Origin of the sequence: Calothrix sp. UHCC 0171 (assembly GCF_034931845.1) — a bacterium.
Classification (GTDB): domain Bacteria; phylum Cyanobacteriota; class Cyanobacteriia; order Cyanobacteriales; family Nostocaceae; genus Brunnivagina.
The window spans coordinates 1-20,999 of sequence record NZ_JAYGHN010000047.1 but is presented as its reverse complement, the minus strand read 5'-3'; the positions used below and the strand labels follow the sequence as shown (position 1 = coordinate 20,999).

The window sequence follows — 20,999 nt, the reverse complement described above, 5'->3', positions numbered from 1 at the left end:
TTCCATAGGGATAGTCTGAATGAACAGAATGAGACATAATATTTTTATCAGCATTTTCACTTAGCCATTGATATATATCTATGAATACTATTGAAGTCTAGTGGGTAGAAAGTGATAGTCAGCCTAGTAAAAGATAGGAAAAAAGCCTATTTGAGAAATTTTCTTCCCTTCCATCTTCTGTCTGTATCAACTAGTTTGTTGTATCGCCCCCTTAGGGTATCAATTGAGTGTTATTAGGGAAACTACTGTGTTAGAAGCCTTTGTATTCGCAACTATATTATGTGGATTTTTCGGAATCATCTTTAAAAAGAATCTGGTGATGAAAATTATCTCGATGGATGTCATGAGTACAGGGGTAATTGCCTATTACGTGTTAGTCGCATCACGGGAGGGATTATTCACACCCATTGCTTTAAATGTCCAGAAAGGAGCCTATGCCGATCCGGTTCCTCAAGCAGTAATTTTAACGGCGATCGTGATTGGCTTTTCGATTCAGGCTCTGATGCTAGTCGGTGTCATGAAGTTAGCACGAGATAACCCCACCTTAGAAAGCAACGAGATTGAGAACAGTAATACACCATGACTACCCTAACACTGATCTGGATTGTCTTCCCATTTTTAGTGGGGTTCGCCATTTATCTATTTCCCAAACTGGATCGATATCTCGCCCTTGGCGGTGCCTTGGTTTCGGCTGGATATGCGGTGTATTTATTTATTCAGCAAACACCACAGGCGATGAGGTTGTTGGATAACTTCGGTGTTAGCTTAATCCTCGATCCCTTAGCAGCCTTCTTTATTTTGACCAATGCCCTGGTAACGGCGGCGGTAATTCTCTACTGCTGGCGTAGCGATAGGACAACCTTCTTTTATGCCCAAACCCTAATTTTGCATGGCAGCGTCAATGCCGCCTTTGCTTGTTCAGATTTTATTAGCCTATACGTGGCTTTAGAAGTCATTAGTATTGCCACATTTTTGTTGATTGCTTATCCCCGCAGCGATCGCTCAATTTGGGTGGGCTTGCGCTATTTATTTGTCAGCAATGTTGCCATGCTGTTTTATTTAGTGGGGGCGGTGCTGGTTTATAAGGCACACCATTCCTTTGATTTTGTCGGGTTGCGGGGGGCACCTCCAGAGGCGATCGCTCTCATTTTTCTGGGACTATTGGTAAAGGGGGGAATTTTCGTATCGGGATTATGGTTGCCTTTGACTCATTCGGAGTCGGAGTCCCCCGTTTCGGCATTGATGTCGGGGGTTGTCGTCAAAGCAGGTGTCCTGCCGTTGGTGCGTTGCGCTCTGCTGGTGGAGGAGATTGATCCCATTGTCCGCATTTTTGGCGTGGGGACGGCGGTACTAGGAGTTTTTTATGCTGTTTTTGAGAAAGATGCCAAACGAATGCTGGCATTTCATACGGTGTCGCAGTTGGGTTTTATTCTGGCGGCTCCGGAAGTAGGCGGGTTCTATGCCCTGACTCATGGCTTAGTGAAAGGGGCACTGTTTCTGATTGTAGGGATTCTACCAAGCCGCAACCTCAAGGAACTACAACATCAACCCATCCATACCCCAATCTGGATTGCCCTAGTTATTGCCAGTTTTTCGATTTCCGGCTTTCCGTTGTTATCTGGCTTTGGGGCGAAGGTATTAACCATGAAAAATCTATTATCCTGGCAGGTGATCGGGATGAATCTGGCGGCTCTAGGTACGGCAATCTCCTTTGCGAAACTCATTTTTCTCCCCCACAAGAACCAAGCTCAAGATGAGCCTTTAAGGATAGGTTTCTGGGCGGCAATGTTGCTATTGCTGGGTGGACTTGTTGCCGCCAATGTTGTGTATTACGAAGCTTATAGCGTGGCGAATATTGTCAAACCCCTAGTGACAATCGCCCTGGGATGGATAGCATATTTTGCGATTTTCCGACGACTTGTGTTCAAATTACCGCGTGTGTTGGAGCAATTTGAGCATCTGATTGGAGTCATGAGTCTGAGTTTAATTCTACTCTTTTGGATGGCACTGGCATGATGGCACAACTTATCCTCCGACTGGCTATTTGGTTTTTGCTCACCGCTAATTTTACTGTAGTCAATATCATCATTGGTATTAGTGTTGCCCTGCTGTTACCTCGCAGCTACACCCCGCCGGCACGTCTCCAGGATTTACTCACGGTATTGGGAAAAATCATCATGGCAATTCCCCAAGCCTATATAGAGGCAGTTGAGTTGATTATTCGTCCCCATAATCAGGAAGAAATTGTCATGGAACGGGTAAAATCTCGGCGTTCCCCAGGACTCGTCTTCCTGGATATTTTCCTGATTACCTTTACGCCCAAAACCATAGTTGTGAAATATCACGAAGAGGGCTGGTATGAAGTACACCGGGTACAGAGGAGGAAAAAGTCATGCTGAACCTCGCATTGATTGCCATGATTTTGGCATTGCTTATTCCTCTCTATGAGGCATGGAAGGATGATGATATTTGGCAGACGATGCTGGCATTTTCCAGTGTCGCCACGAAGACATCTGTGATGATTCTGTTAATTTCGGTGTTGCGCGACGATTGGATGATTGGGGTTGTTGGTGTCATCATCCTCAGTGTGGGCAACGCTGGATTAATGTTATTGGCACATATTCTCAAACGGATGGGGGACTATGATTAATTTCCTGAGTTATACCTGCATTGCGATCGGGTTGTTTTTCTGGTTCTGGGGCACTTCTTCCCTCCTCCAGCCGCGATCAGTACTCTTCAAACTGCATAATCTTTCAGTATCAGATACCCTGGGTTCGATCGCAATTATCTTCGGCTTACTCCTGCAACGACCTAGAGAATTGCCCCTACTCATCCTTGCCATCATTTCCCTGGCACTTTGGAACACCATGCTGGGCTACGTACTTGCCTATTGCTCCACTAATACTACAGGTAGTGAGGGTAACAATGACGGATAGCTATGTTTACGTAATTACCGCCCTGTTACCCCTGGTGGCATCGATGTTGATTTTTCAAGTCAATCCCTACCATGCCCTAGTGATTCGGGGAATTTTAGGGGCAGTAGCGGCATTGGTGTACACCATTTTGGGGGCGGCGGATGTGGCACTGACGGAAGCCTTGGTGGGGACACTGTTGGCAATTACACTCTATGCGGTGGCGGTGCGCTCATCAATGGTACTGCGTCTAGGTGTACTCAAAGAGGCGATCGCACCTCAGCGCAGTGATTTTAAACAACTAATGGATGAACTGCGAAGCATTTTTAGTAAATACCATATGCAGGTGGAACTGGTTCCTTATCTCAACGAGGAAGATTTGCAGCAAGCACTGATAGAGAAGGAAATTCATGCCACCTGCGCCCTCGTCCTAGAGGATGACGAACAGGTGCAAACCTATCAGATGACAACTCGGCTCCGTCGCCTCTATGAGATTATGCACAGTGGACTTGCCTCAACCACAACCCAATTAACCTACTTCAGTGGTTCAAATTCCAGGGAGAAACATCTATGAAATGGGTTTATATTGTCGCGGGAATCGCCTTCTATATCAAAATGCTTTTCCTGTCCAATCCGGCACCCAGCTTACCCGATTCAATCGTTGCCACAATTGTCAAAGATACTGGAGTACCGAATGCAGTTTCGGGGATAATTTTCCGAAATCGCCTATACGACACCATATTTGAAGTGATTGTGTTCACGATCGCAATTATGGGTGCTAAGTTTCTGCTGGCGAATGAACGTCCATCTAGTCAAGTGCATCAATTCACAGATCAATCTTCGATGATACTGGCACGTTTGGGGGCAACCATTGCGGCATTGGTGGGTATTGAATTGGCTATTCGCGGGCATCTGAGTCCGGGGGGAGGCTTTGCGGCAGGAGTTGCCGGGGGAACAGCAATTGGTTTGATTGCCATGACTTCATCACCGGAGTGGATGGAGAGAATTTACCAGCAATGGCATACTGCTACCTGGGAAAAGGTTTCAGTTGTTGTTTTTATTCTGCTGGCGGTGATGACGCTGGCTGGCATAGAATTACCGTATGGAGAATTAGGTACACTGTTTAGTGGTGGGATTATTCCCATTCTCAATATCCTAGTTGCCATCAAAGTTGCCCTTGGTTCTTGGGCAGCTGTGTTGATTTTTATCCGCTATCGGGGATTGTTGTAAAAAAGACTATGGCGCAAAAAGTAGATATGTTTGCTGTTGGCGATCGCACTATCTCCCAATTTACCCGCAATTCATCAAATATCAAGAAAATAACCAAATTACGCCATCTTTTTCAGCTATTTTAACCTCATCAGGATTCTGGAAAATATTAGGTAAACTCCAAGTTACTGGCGAGTTGACTTAAAATTAAGTTGTGGTGGTGAAAATTTATTCTATGGCAAAAATCGGGTTGCTGAAATTTTCCTCATACAGGATTTTCTGTAGTGAGAGTCTGCCGGTGTCTATTACAATCTCAAATTCAAACTCTAAAAACAAATGTCATCTTCTTTATTCGCATTAGAACATCTTCTTTTTACACCTGCAACTCCGAAAAATGACGCTATCCCTGTAATTTTTGCCTTCCCGAATGAATATACAGTTGGCATTACTAGTCTGGGTTATCAGATAGTTTGGTCAACTTTAGCAATGCGTGATGATTTAGAAGTCAGTCGTTTATTTACTGATATTAGGGAAACACTGCCTCGACAAGCGGAAATATTAGGGTTCTCGGTTTCTTGGGAATTAGATTATGTGAATATTTTAAATTTACTTGAGTCTTTAAATATTCCGATTCGTGCTAATCAACGTCAGGATAATCACCCAATAGTATTTGGTGGCGGGACTGTTCTCACTGCAAATCCCGAACCATTTGCAGAATTTTTTGATGTTATTCTTTTGGGAGATGGCGAGAACCTACTTGGTAATTTTATTGATGCTTACAAAGAAGTAAGAAATGCTGATCGAAAAACTCAATTAATAGCACTAGCACAAGTTCCCGGAATTTACATTCCTAGCCTTTATCAAGTCGAGTACCATAGCTTAGATGGGGCAATTAAATCAATTCAACCAATCTCATCAACAGTACCTGCTGTAGTCCAAAAACAAACCTATCGTGGGAATACTTTATCTGCTTCCACTGTGGTGACAGAAAAAGCCGCCTGGGAAAATATTTTTATGGTGGAAGTGGTACGCAGTTGTCCAGAAATGTGTCGTTTCTGTCTGGCTAGCTATCTCACATTACCCTTTAGAACTGCAAGTTTAGAGGGTTCATTAATTCCGGCAATTGAACGCGGTTTACAAGTTACCAATCGCTTGGGTTTATTGGGGGCTTCCGTCACGCAACATCCTGAATTTCATGAGTTACTGGATTATATTAATCAGCCTAAATATGATGATGTGCGTTTAAGTATTGCCTCTGTGCGGACAAATACTGTTACAGTCGAATTGGCACAAACTTTGGCAAAACGTGATACAAAGTCTTTAACAATCGCTGTTGAAAGTGGTTCGGAAAAGGTTCGCAGCATTATTAATAAGAAACTAGAACAGGAAGATATTATACAAGCTGCTATTAATGCTAAATCTGGTGGTTTATCGGGGTTAAAGTTATATGGGATGGTGGGAATCCCAGGTGAGGAAGAATCAGATTTAGATGCGACTGTAGCCATGATGAAAGTGATTAAAAAAGCTGCACCGGGCTTAAGATTAACTTTGGGTTGTAGTTCTTTTGTGCCCAAAGCACATACACCTTTTCAATGGTATGGTGTGAATAAACAGGCGGAAAAGAGATTACAATTTTTGCAAAAGCAATTAAAACCACAAGGAATTGATTTTCGTCCTGAAAGTTATAATTGGTCGATTATTCAAGCATTAATTTCTCGTGGGGATAGAAGAATATCAAAGTTGTTAGAATTAACACGCAGTTTTGGTGATTCATTGGGTAGTTATAAACGTGCATTTAAAGAATTAAAAGGACAACTTCCCGATTTAAATTTTTACGTTTATGATGAATGGTCACATGAGCAAATTTTACCGTGGCATCATTTACAAGGTGCCTTACCCCAACATACATTATTAAAGCATTTAGGTGAAGCTCAAAGTTTGATGAAATCCTCTAGCGAGTTAATACTTAATTGAGTTTAAAATCAAATATTTAAAATCAAATAATTGTAATTTTATCAACTTATTTAATAAGTATAGGTTTGAGATAATTTTAAACTTCTTCATCAGAATTACTACTTTTCTCACGCTTTAAACTTTCTTCTAATGCTTGAATTTGTTCGCGTCGTGCTTCCAATTCCAATGAACGACGGGCTAAATCTTGATTTTGTAAAGTTAAGTTTTGTCGCCATTGTTCGGCACGCTCAGTTTCTTGGCGAAGATACTCTGGGCTAATTCCTGTTAAAAGGTAGGTTTGTACCAAATGTAATACCCAGTTAGTAGCCTCTTCGATTCGTTCGATATCGCCAGTGGGTGATAATTCGACTAAAACCAGTAATTTCTCATTTAAGATGTTACCTTTTCCCAAAAGAATAAACGCTTCTTCTGGGATAATTACCCACATGTTCTCAGCTTCTTGACGTGCTAACAAACGTAGTTGACGTTGTTCGAGGAATTCATTTCTATGTACTTGAGCTAAATACAGCATAGATATTTAGGGCTGAGTGCTGTAGACAAGGTAGATGAGCGACTGCGTCAGTTCTCGCAAGGAGACTTATATACAACAATACTCTACAAGAAGGCTTACGCCCTTAGTGCCTACGTAGAGTCTGCAAGCGCTTTGGTGTTAAGTTGGAAAATAAATTAGAAAGAGACTTTTTCTGAATTACTTCCAACTTCGCACTTAGCACTCATTACTTGATTAGGCTAACTTACGGATTCTCTCGCGTAAAATTTCCGCTTGTTTTTCAGCTTCTGTTAAATTATCGCGTACACTTTGAACTACTTCGGGTGCAGCATTATTGACAAAACCTGGGTTACTTAGTCTAGCAGAAAGGGATTTGGTTTCGCCCTCTATTTTGTCAAGTTTTCGTTGCAGTTTCCCACTAAAAGCTTCGATATCCACAACCCCAGTTAAAGGTAAAATCACTTGCACTGTACCCACAACCCCAGCAATTGCTTTTTCTTCCGGTTCTGCTACAGTTTGTAACTCATCTTGTAATTGAGTTTGCATTTTTTGGGTATTGCTGGATAATGCTTTCAAGAAGCGATCGCGTGCTTCTGTATTTAAGAGATTTTTGGCTATAAACCAAGTAGAGAAGCTAAAACCAATGATTTCAAAGAATTCCCTAAATAAGGGAATATCATCAATGACATCGGCAACGGCAATTGTGATGCGTAGCAAAAACAGGATACTAATGACTTTCAATAGCAATCGCCACTGAATTTGACTGAATTTGAATTGTTTTTTGGGTGGAGTGGAGACTTGAGCCTTATTTTCATGACTGCCGCCAATAGTTAAACTCTCCACCTTTGCCAAATCCTTAATGTAAACCTCGCCGGCGGTGAGAATTTTTTGTTCTTTGCTGCTGTCAGTTTGTAAATTAATTGCGACTTTGGCTCCAGGTTTGACATCTGCCTCCGCACGTAAATTCCGAATCGTGCGAATTGTACTCAACAATAAATCAAATTCCTCTTCCAAGGCTAAATCTATTTGTGTTTCCTCCGCCTCTGGGTAAGGTTGCAAGGACAAACTTTGTTGAGAATCAGCCCCTTGCTGAGTCAAGGTGTGCCATATTTCCTCAGTGATATGGGGCATATAGGGATGGAGTAATTTCAAAATACCTTCCAATACATACGCCAGTGTTTGCTGTGCCGCCTTCCGGGAATCAGCATTGGCAGTTGGTTGGAGGCGAGATTTGACTAGCTCAATATACTGGTCGCAAAAATCACCCCAAATAAACTCATACAAACCATTTGCAGCTTCACCCATTCCATAATTACTGAGGTACTCATTAGTTTGCTTCACAACTTTGTTATACCGTGAAAGTACCCATTTATCACTGAGTTCCGTGGCTGGGGGCATACCCAACTGGGCTGGGGTTTGATTATCGAGATTCATCATCACAAATCGCGAAGCATTCCAGATTTTGTTGGCAAAATTCCGTGCCGCCTCCACTGCCCCCGACTCATTCTTTTTGCGATCGTAATCAAAGCGGATATTTTGTCCTGCACCCGTCACTTCCTTAATTAAGTAATAACGTAGCGCATCGGTACCATACTTCTCAATTAATAACAAAGGGTCAATGCCGTTGTTTTGCGACTTCGACATTTTCTTACCCTTTTCATCAAGAACCAAACCGTGGATGTAAACATCCTGAAACGGTATTTTCCCGGTTAAGTGTGTCCCCATCATTGTCATTCTGGCTACCCAGAAGAAAATGATGTCAAATCCAGTGACTAAGACACTCGTCGGGTAATACTTCGCCAAATCAGGAGTTTGCTCCGACCAGCCCAAGGTTGAGAAGGGCCACAACCCCGAAGAAAACCATGTATCTAAAACATCCGGGTCACGTTCAAGCTTAACTTCCTCGCCAAATTGTTGTTTCGCCCGCTCCCAAGCATCCGCTTCGCTTTTCGCCACCACAAACGGCGTAGTCTCAGTAATTTCCCCATTTGTCTCACTCACCGCATACCAAGCGGGAATTTGATGTCCCCACCAAAGTTGGCGAGAGATACACCAATCCTCCAACTTTACCAACCAATCACGGTAAACCTTAGACCAACGTTGAGGAACAAAATTAGGTGAATTTTGGTTATCAAGAGATGCCAGAGTTTTATCAGCGATGGGACGAATCTTCACAAACCACTGGGTTGAGAGCAAAGGCTCAACGGGAACCTTACCCCTTTCACTGTAAGGAACTGTATGTTTGTAGTCCTCAACTTTGACCAAAATACCATTAGCTTCCAAACGGGCAACTACATTCTTCCGTGCCACAAAACGGTCTTGTCCTTGAAAATCCCCAGCATTTTCGTTGAGAGTACCATTCTTATTCATGATATTGATAAACGGCAAATTGTGGCGCTTACCCATTTGGAAATCATTCGGATCATGTGCTGGTGTCACCTTCACACAACCAGTACCGAAACTGGGGTCAACCAACTCATCAGCAATAATGGGGATTTCCCGCATCATAATTGGTAATTTTACTGACTTACCAATGAAATTTTGGTAGCGTTCATCACTAGGATTAACCGCGATCGCAGTATCTCCCAACATCGTCTCCGGACGGGTTGTTGCCACTTCCAGATATCCGGAACCATCTGTCAGGGAGTAGCGGAAATGCCAGAGGTTTCCATTCACCTCTTTTTGGTCAACTTCCAAATCGGAAACCGCAGACTGGGACTCCGGACACCAATTAACTAAATACTCACCCCGATAAATCAAGCCTTCATCGTAAAGCCTGACAAAAGCTTCTAAAACAGCCTTCGATAAACCTTCATCTAACGTAAATCTTTCACGCGTCCAATCCACCGACACACCCAAGCGCCGCAATTGATTGACAATAGTTCCCCCAGACTCAGCCTTCCACTGCCAAGCCCTTTCTAAGAACTTTTCTCGTCCCAAATCGTAGCGTGTTTTTTTCTCTTCCTTGAGTTGCTTTTCCAGGATGGTTTGAACTGCAATGCTGGCATGATCGGTTCCAGGGAGATACAAAGCATTTTTTCCCTTCATCCGGTTGTAGCGAACCAACAAATCAATGAGTGAGTTGTCGAAAGCATGTCCCATATGCAAGCTTCCGGTAACATTTGGGGGTGGAATAACGATGCAGTAAGGCTCACCCGGCTTGCTGGGGTCTGCTTTATAGATTTGGTTATCTTCCCAAAATTTTTGCCATTTTGCTTCTGCGGCTTGGGAATCGTAAACGCTGGGGAGGTTGGTGTTGGGTATTGTTGCGGTCATGCTGGGAATAATTAATGTGGAAGGACTTTGATTTGAGATATTTTGATTGAGATTATTTTATAAATTTTGCCACAGGGTTTGGTAAGCGGCTTGTATAACCCTGGAAATTAAAGCATAAATATGGGAGATTTTCAAACTGGGGGATGCTTGAGTTAAATAGTCACTTATCGTTTAGGCAGACGCTGAGACTGTGAGAAGCGGGGATAGGGAGAGAAATTAATGCTGGAAATTGCAGCAAAAAATCACAGCAAGAAATTCTGCGATCGCACAAATAATAGTATAAAGAGTAACCCTGAGAGGAAATTTATACACTAAATCTTAATTTCAAAAGTTTATTTCTTGGATTATGAATGTTCTTTATACTGTGCCTAAATTCAATTTGGCATAGACTCTAAAAACTTAGAGACAATTTATAAAGTGAATATTAAGCATAGTTATACGGGGAGAAAACGGGTTTCTTGAGCATTAAGATTTACTTTATATATAGCCCCTTAAACAAAAATAGAATTTTAAAATTTTGATATTATTAGGACTCCTATTTGATTTCTGAATAAGACTGCGAAATAATACGGAAATGTATACAAGTCTTATAAGCAACAATGATGAACCTGGATTTATCAACGGGGACATTTCCAGTAGGAGTATCCCAGCAACAGTCAGCAGAGAAAATAGCACTTCATGCGATCGCCGAACTACAAGATTTTATAGCTTTGCGTCCAGATGCGCGTGAACTAAGGAAAGCGTTAGCAGTAAAGCTGGTTTATCAAGGTTACTTGTATGATGAGATTCAAACAATTCTAGAGGTATCACGAGGATCAATAACAGGCTGGAAACAAGCCTACGATAAAGGAAACTCAGACTCGACCATTGATTACATGCGATATCTGGTAGCTGAGTCTGCCGAACAACGGTTACTGATTTTTTGGGATGGTGCTAGTTACCATCGCTCTCAATACGGTTCGAGCTTTCTTGGACTCCATCAATCAAGGTTTGTCCACTGAACAATGGAAAATACATTGTGTCCGCTTTGCTCCCAATTGCCCGGAGCAAAACCCTATAGAGGATATTTGGTTGCAAGCCAAAACTTGGGTTCGACGTTTCTGCGCTTTAATTCCAACATTTCGCTATTTAAAGTGGATGTTTGAGTGGTTTATCCAACACACTACCTTTGATTTCCCTACCCTTCAAATGTACGGAGCTTATTCAAAAATCAAATAGGATTCCTATATGAGTATATTTTAGTTTTTACTTGTCAAATCATAGATTTTGCCTTTTTCTTAGAAAAAGGGTTGTGTCAAGAAATGAATCTATCTCTCTCCACAACCCCTGTAGAATGCTTGGTGCATAAGGAAAATGCACCTTAATCTTTTACTTACGTACTGTCGTGATGCGTTTTATCACATCTAGAGGTAACTACATGGGTAAAAGTATAATTTCCTGAAATATTTTGTTAATGGCTATAAAAGTTGAATATTCCCCATTGATATTAACAGTCATAAATCTGAACTCAAAATTAATCTTTAAATCATCTTCTTGTTTTTATTTCCGATTTACATATCGACAGAAGATAAGAATTTTAATACCTCTCCCCAACCCTATCGTTCATTAAATAAATCCGCTTTTTCCATAAACTTGATGAACTTTGGTCTCAAAATGGGTAACTTAAGAGTTATGAGCCGAAAATCAGGCAGTTTTAACTCTCAAGGAGTAAATTTGATGATGAAGCAAATAACTACTAACAAGCTCAGAATATACGGGCGAAGCTTTATCGCCAAAATTGCGTGGAATACAGTGCGAGTATTTGCAGTGACTCAGCTGAGTGTCTTCAGCAATTAAAAATAATTACTAGTCAAGTAATTTTGTCTGATTCAATATTTGCGACAAAGAAAAAATATTTTAGGTTATAAGTTTTATTTTTACGCTTGTTCTCTGAACTAACAATTATTGATAATTACTTCTGTTAGGGGAGTGAATACTTAAAATGGACTGGAAATCAATTGCTGTGGTTAACAGTGTTTTCATCTTTGCTTTTTTAGAAACTATTTTTCCTTTTTTTTATTTCCAATCTAGCTTTAATCAAAGAACCTACCCGAATATCATCTTGGGTATTATTAATGTCTTTATCAATAGTATTACTATTGCTTTTAGTTTGTATTGGATTTGGCAACAACCATCTTTACTTGGCAGTCTAAATTATATTAAGTCCCCCTGGCTAGGAGGTTTGATTGCTTTTTTATTACTCGATTTATATATGTATCTTTGGCATCGTTTAATGCATAAATATGCCGTAGCATGGCGTTTTCATCAAGTTCATCATACAGAAATATCAATGAATACATCGACTGCTTACCGTTTTCATACAGTCGAAGTAATTGCATCCAACGTCCCGAAATTATTATTAATTTGGTTATGTGCCATTAAACCTAGTTATTTACTATGTTATGAAATCACTCTAGCAATCGAGTTAGTTTTTCATCACAGTAATTGGGCAATGCCCAGGAAAGTTGATAAATTCCTCAGCTATTTTATTGTCACACCAAATATTCATCGTTTACACCATTCGCAATTTTTTCAAGATACTCAATCTAATTACGCTAGTGTTTTAACTATTTGGGATAAATTATGGCATACTTGTGCTTATCCAAAATATCCGGAAAAAATCAAATTAGGATTGCCAGAATATCATCAACATCTAAATATCTTGAATTTAATTCTTTTACCATTAAGAGAATCAGTAAAAAAAGTAAGTAGAGATGCGATCGCGGGTAAAATCAAGTAGCATTAGCAGTGCATCTCTACATTATTCTTGATCTTTAATTATTGGCAACACCAACACCAACAACCTCTTTCGATGATGCACAAACCTGCAAAGGTATTGCAGAACGCAATATTGCATCCAATAACCCTGGAAACAAAGTCTCTAAGTCATCTCTCCGTAAGGTGTTAATGTGCTGTGTGCCCTCCTTCCGGGTTAGCACTACCCCCGACTCCCGCAAAATCTTAAAATGGTTCGACATCGTTGATTTTGCGATCGCAAAATCAAAGCCAGCACAGCACTGTTCGCCTTTTGTTGCTAACAGCCTAACTATCTCTAAACGTACCGGGTCTCCTAAAGCATATAGGACTCCCGCTAATGTCATATCTTTCCGGTCTGGATGATACAAAAATCTCATACCTTGCATTATCTAACAAAAAGGACTATATTTTATTTATTCGATTTTCTCGAACTAACGAAATACTACGAGGAGGGCAAATATGTCATCCGTTACAAATGTGACAGAAGCCACATTCAAACAAGAAGTTTTGGAAAGTACGATACCTGTGTTGGTAGATTTCTGGGCACCCTGGTGTGGTCCTTGTCGGATGGTGACTCCAGTAGTAGATGAAATAGCCACCGAATATGAAGGACAAGTGAAAGTAGTGAAGCTGAACACTGACCAAAATCCCACGGTTGCCAGCCATTATGGAATCCGTAGCATTCCCACACTAATGGTTTTTAAAGGCGGTCGGCAGGTAGATACAGTAGTAGGTGCTGTTCCCAAGAATACACTTACTAAAACTCTATCACAGCACATGTAACAAAGTTAATAGGTAGTGGAAAATACGGAAGTAGGGAAGAGTGGGAAATACGTAGAAGGGAGTATTTATGTCACTTGTATCCCTTTCCGTATTTCCTTTTCCGGCTTCCTCAACCTGATGTGCAGCTAAATTGTATAAATCGAAAACATCAAGTTATTGTAATGCGGAGATTATTGTAGTGCGGAGAGGAGTTTCCGGGGAGATGTTCTTCACGGAAAACTCCGTGTACGGAAAGCCCGCGTCTAATATACAAATTAAATACGCGACAGCTTATCTCCAAGTCAATCTCAACCCGTCAATTCTGGGTTGGCGAACCACTAGTGTCTATTGCAATAGCATTTTTTTTAACTCATCATATTTATCTTGACTCAAGCGATACACTTCTGGTTGCGGCTTGCCGACTAAATGTCCTTGAATGTAACTCACACCTATTTCTCTTAACAAGCGCAAGCTAATTGCTATAGTTTCGTCTATACCTTCAACAATTACTTTCGCGGGATTTAAATTGTTTGCCCCCACTAATTCATGCACAAAATTAATAATGATATGGCTGGAATGATGTTGTAAAAGTTCGCGATCAATTTTGACATGAGATGGGTTTAATCCCGCTAATCTGGATACAGAAGCATAACCAACACCAAAATCATCAATTGCAAATCTGACTTTCAGTTGGCTTACATATTCAATCAAGCGACTTTTAAATGTTTGTAAGGGATTTTGCAGGCGTATACCATGATCAAATTGAGGCAATTCTGATTTTTCTGATATTTCTAAAATCAAATTACGCGGTGAAATAATCCTATCTTTAACTATTTGCTGAACTGCTTCAAAATAATCAGATCGCATAATTGATTCAGGATAGACATTTACAGATAAAGGAACGACATCACCCGCGCGTCTTTGTGTTAATTGACGAGCATGACGATAGCTTTCACAAGCAATGTTCAGAAAATATCGATCTAGTTCCACAGTAAATCTGGAACCCCATAATTCTGCGGCTGTAAATAAGTCTGTAGGTGCAGTATAGTTTTCAGGATTACGTGCTAGAGCTTCCCACCCACTAATAAATAAATCATCTGGTTCTAGATTTAAAACTGGCTCAAAATATACAACCATTTGTTTGAGCCTTTGATAAAATAAGTCAAATCTTCTTTGATATAGAGAAGATGATAAAAAACCAAAGTTGTATTTGAGAGAATCTAAAATTGTCGCTTCAATGACTTCTACTTTTGGAAAATTATGCTGACTAGCTTGATAAAAACTAGATATAATTTTTCCATAAACATCTACTAGTAAATTAGAACCTATTGTTAATCCACAGATTACTATTACTTCTGCTTGCGAGAATTCTTGCAATGGTAAAACGACAAACGCTTTCGATATATTTTGATTATCTTGATAGATATGATATGTACCATGATAGGCAGGATTAAAAATCTGCTCAAAATTTATAGATGAGATAATTTGAGTAATTATTTTTTCGTCGTCATCATAATTTAAGTTGTCATTCAAATTACTTCTGTGTTTAATATCCCATTTTTCTTCGCGATCGCCAACTAAAACCAAAACTAAATCAGCATCTGATGCATGGCTGATTGTATTCAAAACATCTATTTCTGAATAATTTTGAGTATTTCTGCGAGTTAAATTAAATTGGGTAATTAATCGATCAATAAAATCTTCGTAATACTCTAAGTAATTATGTAAATATTTTGTTTGTTCAATCTGACTCTTCTGTTCCCCTGACTGCGCTACAATATCAACTATTGCTTCATTTAAGGGTATCTTATTTCCTGCTTGCTGTGATTGGTTGAGTGGATGCATAACTTTTGTTATTTCCAGCCTGTTTTATACTTTCTCTCTTTAGGTAACACAGAGAAAGTGAAAATAGGTAAAGAATAGTATATATAAAAATAGCAATACTATTTTTATTTCTCCACCTGTAATTACGATATATTTATTTTGAGCATAGAAAATAATATATCGGAAAAAGTGACCAAATGAAGCTTTTCTCTTAGATAAATTTCACTAGTAGCTGAAGGCAGAAGGAATAAAGTTTCTAAAATAAGCTTTTTGTCACTTGAGAATGGTTTGTTCATTTCCGCCGAAATGTACTAGCATTTTTAAACAAATAATTCACATGTGAATAATGATTTGATACATCACATTGAATGCATGACTTTAAATATTAGAATTTATAGATTGCTATGTCGAATGAAAACCATCTTGCAAAGACTTGACAATGTTCCTTGCAAGAGGTATTTGATAAATTAACTTCTTGTAAACGGAGAGAGAGGGATTCGAACCCTCGTTGAAGTTGCCCCCAAACAGCATTTCCAGTGCTGCGCCTTCAACCACTCGGCCATCTCTCCAGATGTCACAAGTTAGTATCATACAATTTAAATCCAGAAACTGCAATAATATTTTGATTGAATTTCAAAATAAATTCTCAAATTTCCGGAATAGCACTAAATATTTCACAGCCATAACACCGCAATGTCTAATATACATAGGATTACAGTACGCGATCGCGCCAAAGGAATTACCCACACTTTTCAAGTCCCTGATGACCGCTACATCCTCCACAGTGCTGAAAAACAAGGTAAAGATTTACCCTTTTCCTGTCGAAATGGTGCTTGTACAGCTTGTGCAGTCCGGGTACTATCAGGAGAAATTCATCAACCAGAGGCAATCGGGCTTTCACCAGAGTTACGCGAAAAAGGCTATGCTTTACTGTGTGTTAGCTATGCCCGTTCGGATATAGAAGTCGAAACCCAAGATGAAGATGAAGTTTACGAACTCCAATTTGGTCGCTTTTTTGCGAAAGGAAAAGTTCGCGCCGGTTTACCTTTAGATGAAGATTAATTAGGGGAATCAGGGAAGAAGATACTAAAAATAATTAGGTGTGGGAACTAAGAGATATAGAAAAGTTCCTTTTCTCTCTTTGTGTTTCCCTTCTTCAATTCCCTACCCCCAATTGCCAATTTTTATGACAAAAAACATAATTTTATTTTTTTTCATACTTATACTTGCTGGGTGTCAACCTCAGAAACAAGCAGAAAATGCACCAATACAAGTAAAAGTAGTACGAGTAGTTAGTGGACAAACTTTTGAAGTAATGGGATTGGGGGAGCAACCAAATTTAGTTTCCCAAGTTCGTTTGATTGGTATTGATGCACCAGATTTGCGCCAACGTCCCTGGGGAGATAATGCTAAAGAGCATTTGCAAGAATTAATTGCTGAACAACCTGTGAATTTAGAATTTGACATCGAAGCCAAAGATAAAACGGGGCGTATAATAGCTTATGTTTGGAAAGAGAAATTATTATTAAATGAACAATTAGTTAAAGATGGACTGGCAATATTTGCCGCGCGATCGCCCAATCACAAGTATGATCTCAAATTAGAACGCGCCCAACAATGGGCAAGACTCATGGGACAAGGCATTTGGAATCCAGAAAAACCTATGCGTGTTTCCCCAGCAGAATTTCGCCGAGTCAATCGTTAAATTATCGTTAAATTATTGTGGGGATTCAATACTGAGTCAAAGTAGCAGCAGAGGGGGATACATAATTTCCGGATTAAATGCGATCGCTATTTAGCCCATGCCTCATCGGTGATTCAGGTATTCTCACAGCACAAAATCAACAAAAATAATATTATTTTTTATTACTCAGTTATCAGCAACTATGAAAGAACAACTCAAAACTTTCCTAGATATAGCTACCGAGGCTGCATTAGCTGGGGGTGCTGTACTTCAAGACTATTTGGGTAAAATTGAAGATTCCATAGTCGAAAAAGGTCGTCCTGGAGATTTAGTTACAGCCGCAGATAAAGCTTCTGAAGAGGTAATTCTGGAGATATTTAACCGTCACCTTCCCGAACATGCAATTCTTTCAGAAGAATCTGGAGAATTAGGAAATCAAAATAAGAAATTTCTTTGGGCGATCGATCCTCTTGACGGGACAACAAATTTTGCTCATCAATATCCAGCTTTTGCCGTTTCCATTGGGCTGTTAATCGATGGGATACCGCAAATTGGAGTTATTTACGACCCCTTCCATAATGAACTATTTCGTGCTGCTGCGGGTTTAGGGGCAACACGCGATCGCCACCCCATCCAAGTTTCCAACACTTCAGAACTAAACAAAAGTTTACTGGTTACAGGCTTTGCTTATGATCGTCGTGAAACAACTGATAACAATTACGCAGAGTTTTGTCATTTTACTCACCTGACTCAAGGTGTCAGGCGTAGTGGTTCAGCAGCACTAGATTTAGCCTACGTAGCTTGTGGACGTGTTGATGGTTACTGGGAAAGAGGAATTGCCCCTTGGGATATGACAGCCGGAATTATCATGGTTCGCGAAGCTGGAGGAAGGGTTACAGCCTACGATGACTCACCATTAGAAATTTATTCCGGTCGCATACTCGCTACTAATGGTTGTATTCATGACACTGTCAGTAAAGAATTGATGAATCTTCCCCCTCTAAGCACATGGGGACAATACTAGTATCAAATTTATAGCCATTTGAAATAAGAGAAGTACACTAGAAAGATTAATGGAAAAACTTTTCTTATGGCGCTATATGTCTTTGAAAATCGAACGCGGATTATTTAAATTTGATTTCATAGATTATCACGCAGTTTTATGCGTTCCAGTTGATGCGGATAGTAAAGAAATCCGCAAGCGGTATCTCAAAATCGCCCGAAGATTGCATCCAGATAGCTGTGCATCTGCTAGCGTCGAAGAGAAACAACTGGCAAGTGAATTACTATCTAAATTAGTTAACCCAGCTTACGAGAAACTTTCCCAAGACAAGTCTCGCACAGAATACATGGTAGTTCTTTCACAAATGGGTAAGCGCTTGGTACAGGAATCTGCCTCAGTAGATTTAAGTAGCGAGCCAGCCAGACAACTGGCAGCTGTGCCAAATGTCGAGCAACTATATAGAAGTGCGATCGCTAAAATTTCTGAGACCCAATATGATAATCTATCGCAAGCTGTGAAAATAATTGCTTACGTTAGTGAACTCAACTTGGTGTACTTGATGCGAACTGCTGGTAAAAAATTTGCATCTGCATCTGCATCTGCACCCCCAGCAACATCAACACCAAAAACAAAAACAAATACAGGTCAAACTGCGGAAAACACTGAAGCTACATCATCTCAACACACCACAAATAAAGAAGATGCAAACGTTGCCCAATATTTGCGACGTGCCCAAGAATTAATGTTGAAGAATCAATTTGCACAAGCACGAATTGAACTTCAAGACGCAATTAAACTCGCACCAAATAATAGTCGCTGTCATAGCGCGATCGGAGTAGTATATTTAAAGCAAAATCAAATCACAATGGCAAAAGTCCATTTTGACCGCGCCTTGCAATTAGACCCGAACGACAAAGAAGCGTCTGAGGGAAAACGCAAAATCGAACAATTTCTGGGGCAAAAATCTGGTACAACGAAGCCCACAGCCTCGTCAAGTACAGGAACAAAGCCAGCAGATAAGTCCGGCGGAGGTGGTTTATTTGGCGGTTTATTTGGTGGAAAGAAAAAATAATTTATGGTTTACCAACCAGCAACGGGTGCAAGAGATTTGTTACCCCTTGATGTCGCTCAAAAACGCTGGATAGAAGATAGATTGCAACAGGTATTTCACCGTTGGGGATATCACCGAATTATCACCTCCACGCTAGAACGTATGGATACGTTAATGGCAGGAGGTGCAATTCAACCCCGTACAGTGATTCAATTGCAAAATTCAGAAGAAGAAGAATTAGGTTTGCGTCCGGAATTAACTGCTTCAATTGCTCGGACTGCGGTAACGCGGCTAGCCGGTGCGGCTTATCCGCAACGCCTTTATTACAATGCTAATGTTTTTCAACGTACGCGAGAATCCAAGCACAATCGCCAGCAAGAATTTTATCAAGCAGGTGTGGAGTTACTTGGCGGTGCTGGTTTGTTAGGAAATGCGGAAGTCTTATTATTAGTTGCCGATTGTTTACAAGCACTGAATTTAAACAACTGGCATTTAATTTTAGGAGAAGCTGGAATCACACGATCGCTTCTTGAAGCTTTTCCTCCTCATTTACGTGCCTCCGTTCGTAACTGCGTAGCGCATTTAGACCGAGTTACACTTGATGCCCTACCTTTAAATGATAAGCTACGCGATCGAGCGCAAATTATGCTTGATTTACGCGGAAATGCTGCTGATGTTTTCCCTAAACTCGCAAGTCTTACCCTTGAGCCATCCCAAGAAGCAGCAGTTAATGAGCTAAAGTCTTTAGTCGAATTACTACAATCACGCAGAAATTTCCCTATCATTCTTGACCTGAGCCTGATTCAAACCATAGATTACTATACTGGTGTTGTCTTTGAAGTTGTTTGCAATACTGAAAATAACACCACTTCCATAGCCAGAGGCGGACGCTATGACAAACTTCTAGGGCTATATCATCCTCAAGGAGAAGATGTTCCCGGTATCGGTTTTGTCTTCTTACTTGATAATTTGTACCAAATATTATCCGCATCCCAGCAACTCCCACAAACAACGCCAGTTACAAACTGGTTGGTAGTTGCCGAAACACCACAAGCTTACACAGATGCTTTCGCTTATTGCGCCAAACTTCGTAAATCTACTGATTTAGTTCGTGTAGAAATGGACTTAGGTGGACGAGACCGTGAAACTGTACGCCAATATGCACGCGATCGTTGTATTGAGCAAATAGTTTGGATTCAAGCCAATCAAGACCCTGCGATCGAATCAGTATAATGCATACCCCAGATTTTCTAGCCCTGGGGTTTCTCAAAGCTCTAAAAAACAATTAGGTTGATTTTTAAAAAAATTCTTCTTGATCTTTTCCCTCTTCCCTCTTCCCTTTTCCCTTTCTTGCTAGGCTAAAAAGAGTAATCTTAACATAACTTAATCAAAATATAGAGAGGGAACACATGCCACACACCATAGTAACTAATGTTTGTGAAGGTGTTGCTGATTGCGTAACTGCTTGTCCAGTTGCCTGCATTCATGAAGGACCAGGAAAAAATACTAAAGGAACAGATTGGTACTGGATTGATTTTTCCACATGTATTGACTGCGGTATTTGCCTACAAGTTTGTCCCGTAGAAGGAGCGATCGTCCCAGAAGAAAGACCAGACTTACAGAAAACCCCTTCATAGAACGTCCACCAACAAGCAACAGTCAGTAGCGACTTTCACTTTTCAGTAACTAGTGACTGTTAAATTCTAAATTTCACACAACTCGCTCAAAAGACAAAAAGTTAAATAGATTAGAAAAGCCTCTATTTACAAGCTCTTGGGGGTTTAAATAAAAAAGGTAGAGAGAGGGGGTTGACAAAGGGGGTGAAAGTTGTTAGATTAGTTCGAGTGAGCGGTTGAGAGAAAAGCGCTTCACGCCGAACCGAAAAAAGTAAATAGTTTGAAAGTCATAGTAACATAAATCCTCGTCAATGAAATTTAGAGTCTGAGATAGTATCTGGGACTGAGATTAAAGAGGAAACGGAAATAATATTTCCGAGCCTCATCAAACTGCTTCAAAAG

At 40.4% G+C, this 20,999-nt stretch carries 20 protein-coding genes, 1 tRNA gene and 1 pseudogene; 17 read left to right on the top strand and 5 right to left on the bottom strand.

The features are described from left to right. Positions 1 to 247: 247 nt before the first annotated feature. The 8 genes from VB733_RS23920 (at position 248) to VB733_RS23885 (ending at position 6,095) form a co-directional block, all read left to right on the top strand. Complete coding sequence (locus VB733_RS23920) at positions 248 to 583, top strand: cation:proton antiporter subunit C (protein WP_323342555.1); 336 nt, start codon at positions 248 to 250, stop codon at positions 581 to 583. Continuing rightward, a complete protein-coding gene (locus VB733_RS23915) occupies positions 580 to 2,016 on the top strand; it encodes a cation:proton antiporter (protein WP_323342554.1) in 1,437 nt (478 codons plus the stop codon). The genes VB733_RS23920 and VB733_RS23915 overlap by 4 nt, the downstream gene beginning before the upstream one ends. After that, on the top strand, positions 2,013 to 2,399 hold the full coding sequence (locus VB733_RS23910) for a Na+/H+ antiporter subunit E (RefSeq protein WP_323342553.1): 387 nt from the start codon (positions 2,013 to 2,015) through the stop codon (positions 2,397 to 2,399). The genes VB733_RS23915 and VB733_RS23910 overlap by 4 nt, the downstream gene beginning before the upstream one ends. After that, positions 2,393 to 2,650, top strand: a complete 258-nt coding sequence (locus tag VB733_RS23905; protein ID WP_323342552.1) for a hypothetical protein — start codon at positions 2,393 to 2,395, stop codon at positions 2,648 to 2,650. The genes VB733_RS23910 and VB733_RS23905 overlap by 7 nt, the downstream gene beginning before the upstream one ends. Next, a complete protein-coding gene (locus VB733_RS23900; protein ID WP_323342551.1) occupies positions 2,643 to 2,936 on the top strand; it encodes a monovalent cation/H(+) antiporter subunit G in 294 nt (97 codons plus the stop codon). Before VB733_RS23905 ends, VB733_RS23900 begins: the two co-directional genes overlap by 8 nt. Then, positions 2,926 to 3,486 carry a DUF4040 domain-containing protein gene (locus VB733_RS23895; RefSeq protein WP_323342550.1) on the top strand — a complete coding sequence of 187 codons (561 nt, stop codon included), beginning with the start codon at positions 2,926 to 2,928 and terminating at the stop codon, positions 3,484 to 3,486. The genes VB733_RS23900 and VB733_RS23895 overlap by 11 nt, the downstream gene beginning before the upstream one ends. Beyond that, positions 3,483 to 4,142 (top strand): Na(+)/H(+) antiporter subunit B, encoded by a 660-nt coding sequence (locus tag VB733_RS23890; RefSeq protein ID WP_323342549.1) that lies wholly within the window; start codon positions 3,483 to 3,485, stop codon positions 4,140 to 4,142. The genes VB733_RS23895 and VB733_RS23890 overlap by 4 nt, the downstream gene beginning before the upstream one ends. Before the next feature lie 315 nt (positions 4,143 to 4,457). Next, the gene (locus VB733_RS23885) at positions 4,458 to 6,095 is read left to right on the top strand and encodes a radical SAM protein (RefSeq protein ID WP_323342548.1); all 1,638 of its coding nucleotides are present in this window, start codon (positions 4,458 to 4,460) and stop codon (positions 6,093 to 6,095) included. 76 nt (positions 6,096 to 6,171) lie between these two features. Here the strand turns inward: VB733_RS23885 and VB733_RS23880 are convergent, their stop codons facing one another. Together VB733_RS23880 and VB733_RS23875 are read right to left on the bottom strand one after the other, a co-directional pair. Beyond that, positions 6,172 to 6,606, bottom strand: a complete 435-nt coding sequence (locus VB733_RS23880) for a hypothetical protein (RefSeq protein ID WP_323342547.1) — start codon at positions 6,604 to 6,606, stop codon at positions 6,172 to 6,174. Positions 6,607 to 6,819: 213 nt separating this feature from the next. Then, positions 6,820 to 9,861, bottom strand: coding sequence for a valine--tRNA ligase (locus VB733_RS23875; RefSeq protein ID WP_323342546.1), 3,042 nt, complete (start codon positions 9,859 to 9,861; stop codon positions 6,820 to 6,822). 599 nt (positions 9,862 to 10,460) lie between these two features. Between VB733_RS23875 and VB733_RS23870 the strand changes: the two are divergent. Beyond that, positions 10,461 to 11,079 (top strand): annotated as a pseudogene (locus tag VB733_RS23870) (transposase). A gap of 763 nt (positions 11,080 to 11,842) precedes the next feature. Continuing rightward, positions 11,843 to 12,640 (top strand): sterol desaturase family protein, encoded by a 798-nt coding sequence (locus tag VB733_RS23865; RefSeq protein ID WP_323342545.1) that lies wholly within the window; start codon positions 11,843 to 11,845, stop codon positions 12,638 to 12,640. Positions 12,641 to 12,674: 34 nt separating this feature from the next. Here VB733_RS23865 and VB733_RS23860 read toward each other — a convergent pair whose 3' ends face one another. Then, positions 12,675 to 13,034, bottom strand: coding sequence for an ArsR/SmtB family transcription factor (locus tag VB733_RS23860; protein ID WP_323342544.1), 360 nt, complete (start codon positions 13,032 to 13,034; stop codon positions 12,675 to 12,677). Positions 13,035 to 13,116: 82 nt separating this feature from the next. Between VB733_RS23860 and trxA the strand changes: the two genes are divergently transcribed. Further along, on the top strand, positions 13,117 to 13,440 hold the full coding sequence (gene trxA / locus VB733_RS23855; RefSeq protein ID WP_096615770.1) for a thioredoxin: 324 nt from the start codon (positions 13,117 to 13,119) through the stop codon (positions 13,438 to 13,440). Positions 13,441 to 13,764: 324 nt separating this feature from the next. On the opposite strand, the gene VB733_RS23850 is transcribed toward trxA, so the two are convergent. Further along, the gene (locus VB733_RS23850) at positions 13,765 to 15,264 is read right to left on the bottom strand and encodes an EAL domain-containing protein (protein WP_323342543.1); all 1,500 of its coding nucleotides are present in this window, start codon (positions 15,262 to 15,264) and stop codon (positions 13,765 to 13,767) included. A 461-nt stretch (positions 15,265 to 15,725) separates the two neighbouring features. Further along, positions 15,726 to 15,812: transfer RNA gene (locus VB733_RS23845), tRNA-Ser, on the bottom strand. 124 nt (positions 15,813 to 15,936) lie between these two features. On the opposite strand from VB733_RS23845, the gene VB733_RS23840 reads away from it, so the two are divergent. The 6 genes from VB733_RS23840 to VB733_RS23815 all read left to right on the top strand — a co-directional run bounded on the left by VB733_RS23840 (position 15,937) and on the right by VB733_RS23815 (position 20,618). Next, entirely contained in the window at positions 15,937 to 16,305 is a 369-nt protein-coding gene (locus VB733_RS23840; protein WP_323342542.1) for a 2Fe-2S iron-sulfur cluster-binding protein, read from the top strand. Between the two features lie 124 nt (positions 16,306 to 16,429). After that, the gene (locus VB733_RS23835) at positions 16,430 to 16,948 is read left to right on the top strand and encodes a thermonuclease family protein (RefSeq protein ID WP_323342541.1); all 519 of its coding nucleotides are present in this window, start codon (positions 16,430 to 16,432) and stop codon (positions 16,946 to 16,948) included. Positions 16,949 to 17,129: 181 nt separating this feature from the next. Next, positions 17,130 to 17,951: an inositol monophosphatase family protein gene (locus tag VB733_RS23830; RefSeq protein WP_323342540.1), complete on the top strand. Its 822-nt coding sequence runs from the start codon at positions 17,130 to 17,132 to the stop codon at positions 17,949 to 17,951. Between the two features lie 76 nt (positions 17,952 to 18,027). Then, a complete protein-coding gene (locus VB733_RS23825; RefSeq protein WP_323342566.1) occupies positions 18,028 to 19,002 on the top strand; it encodes a J domain-containing protein in 975 nt (324 codons plus the stop codon). Positions 19,003 to 19,005: 3 nt separating this feature from the next. Continuing rightward, a complete protein-coding gene (locus VB733_RS23820; RefSeq protein WP_323342539.1) occupies positions 19,006 to 20,214 on the top strand; it encodes an ATP phosphoribosyltransferase regulatory subunit in 1,209 nt (402 codons plus the stop codon). A 176-nt stretch (positions 20,215 to 20,390) separates the two neighbouring features. Beyond that, on the top strand, positions 20,391 to 20,618 hold the full coding sequence (locus VB733_RS23815; protein ID WP_323342538.1) for a ferredoxin family protein: 228 nt from the start codon (positions 20,391 to 20,393) through the stop codon (positions 20,616 to 20,618). Positions 20,619 to 20,999: the final 381 nt, after the last annotated feature.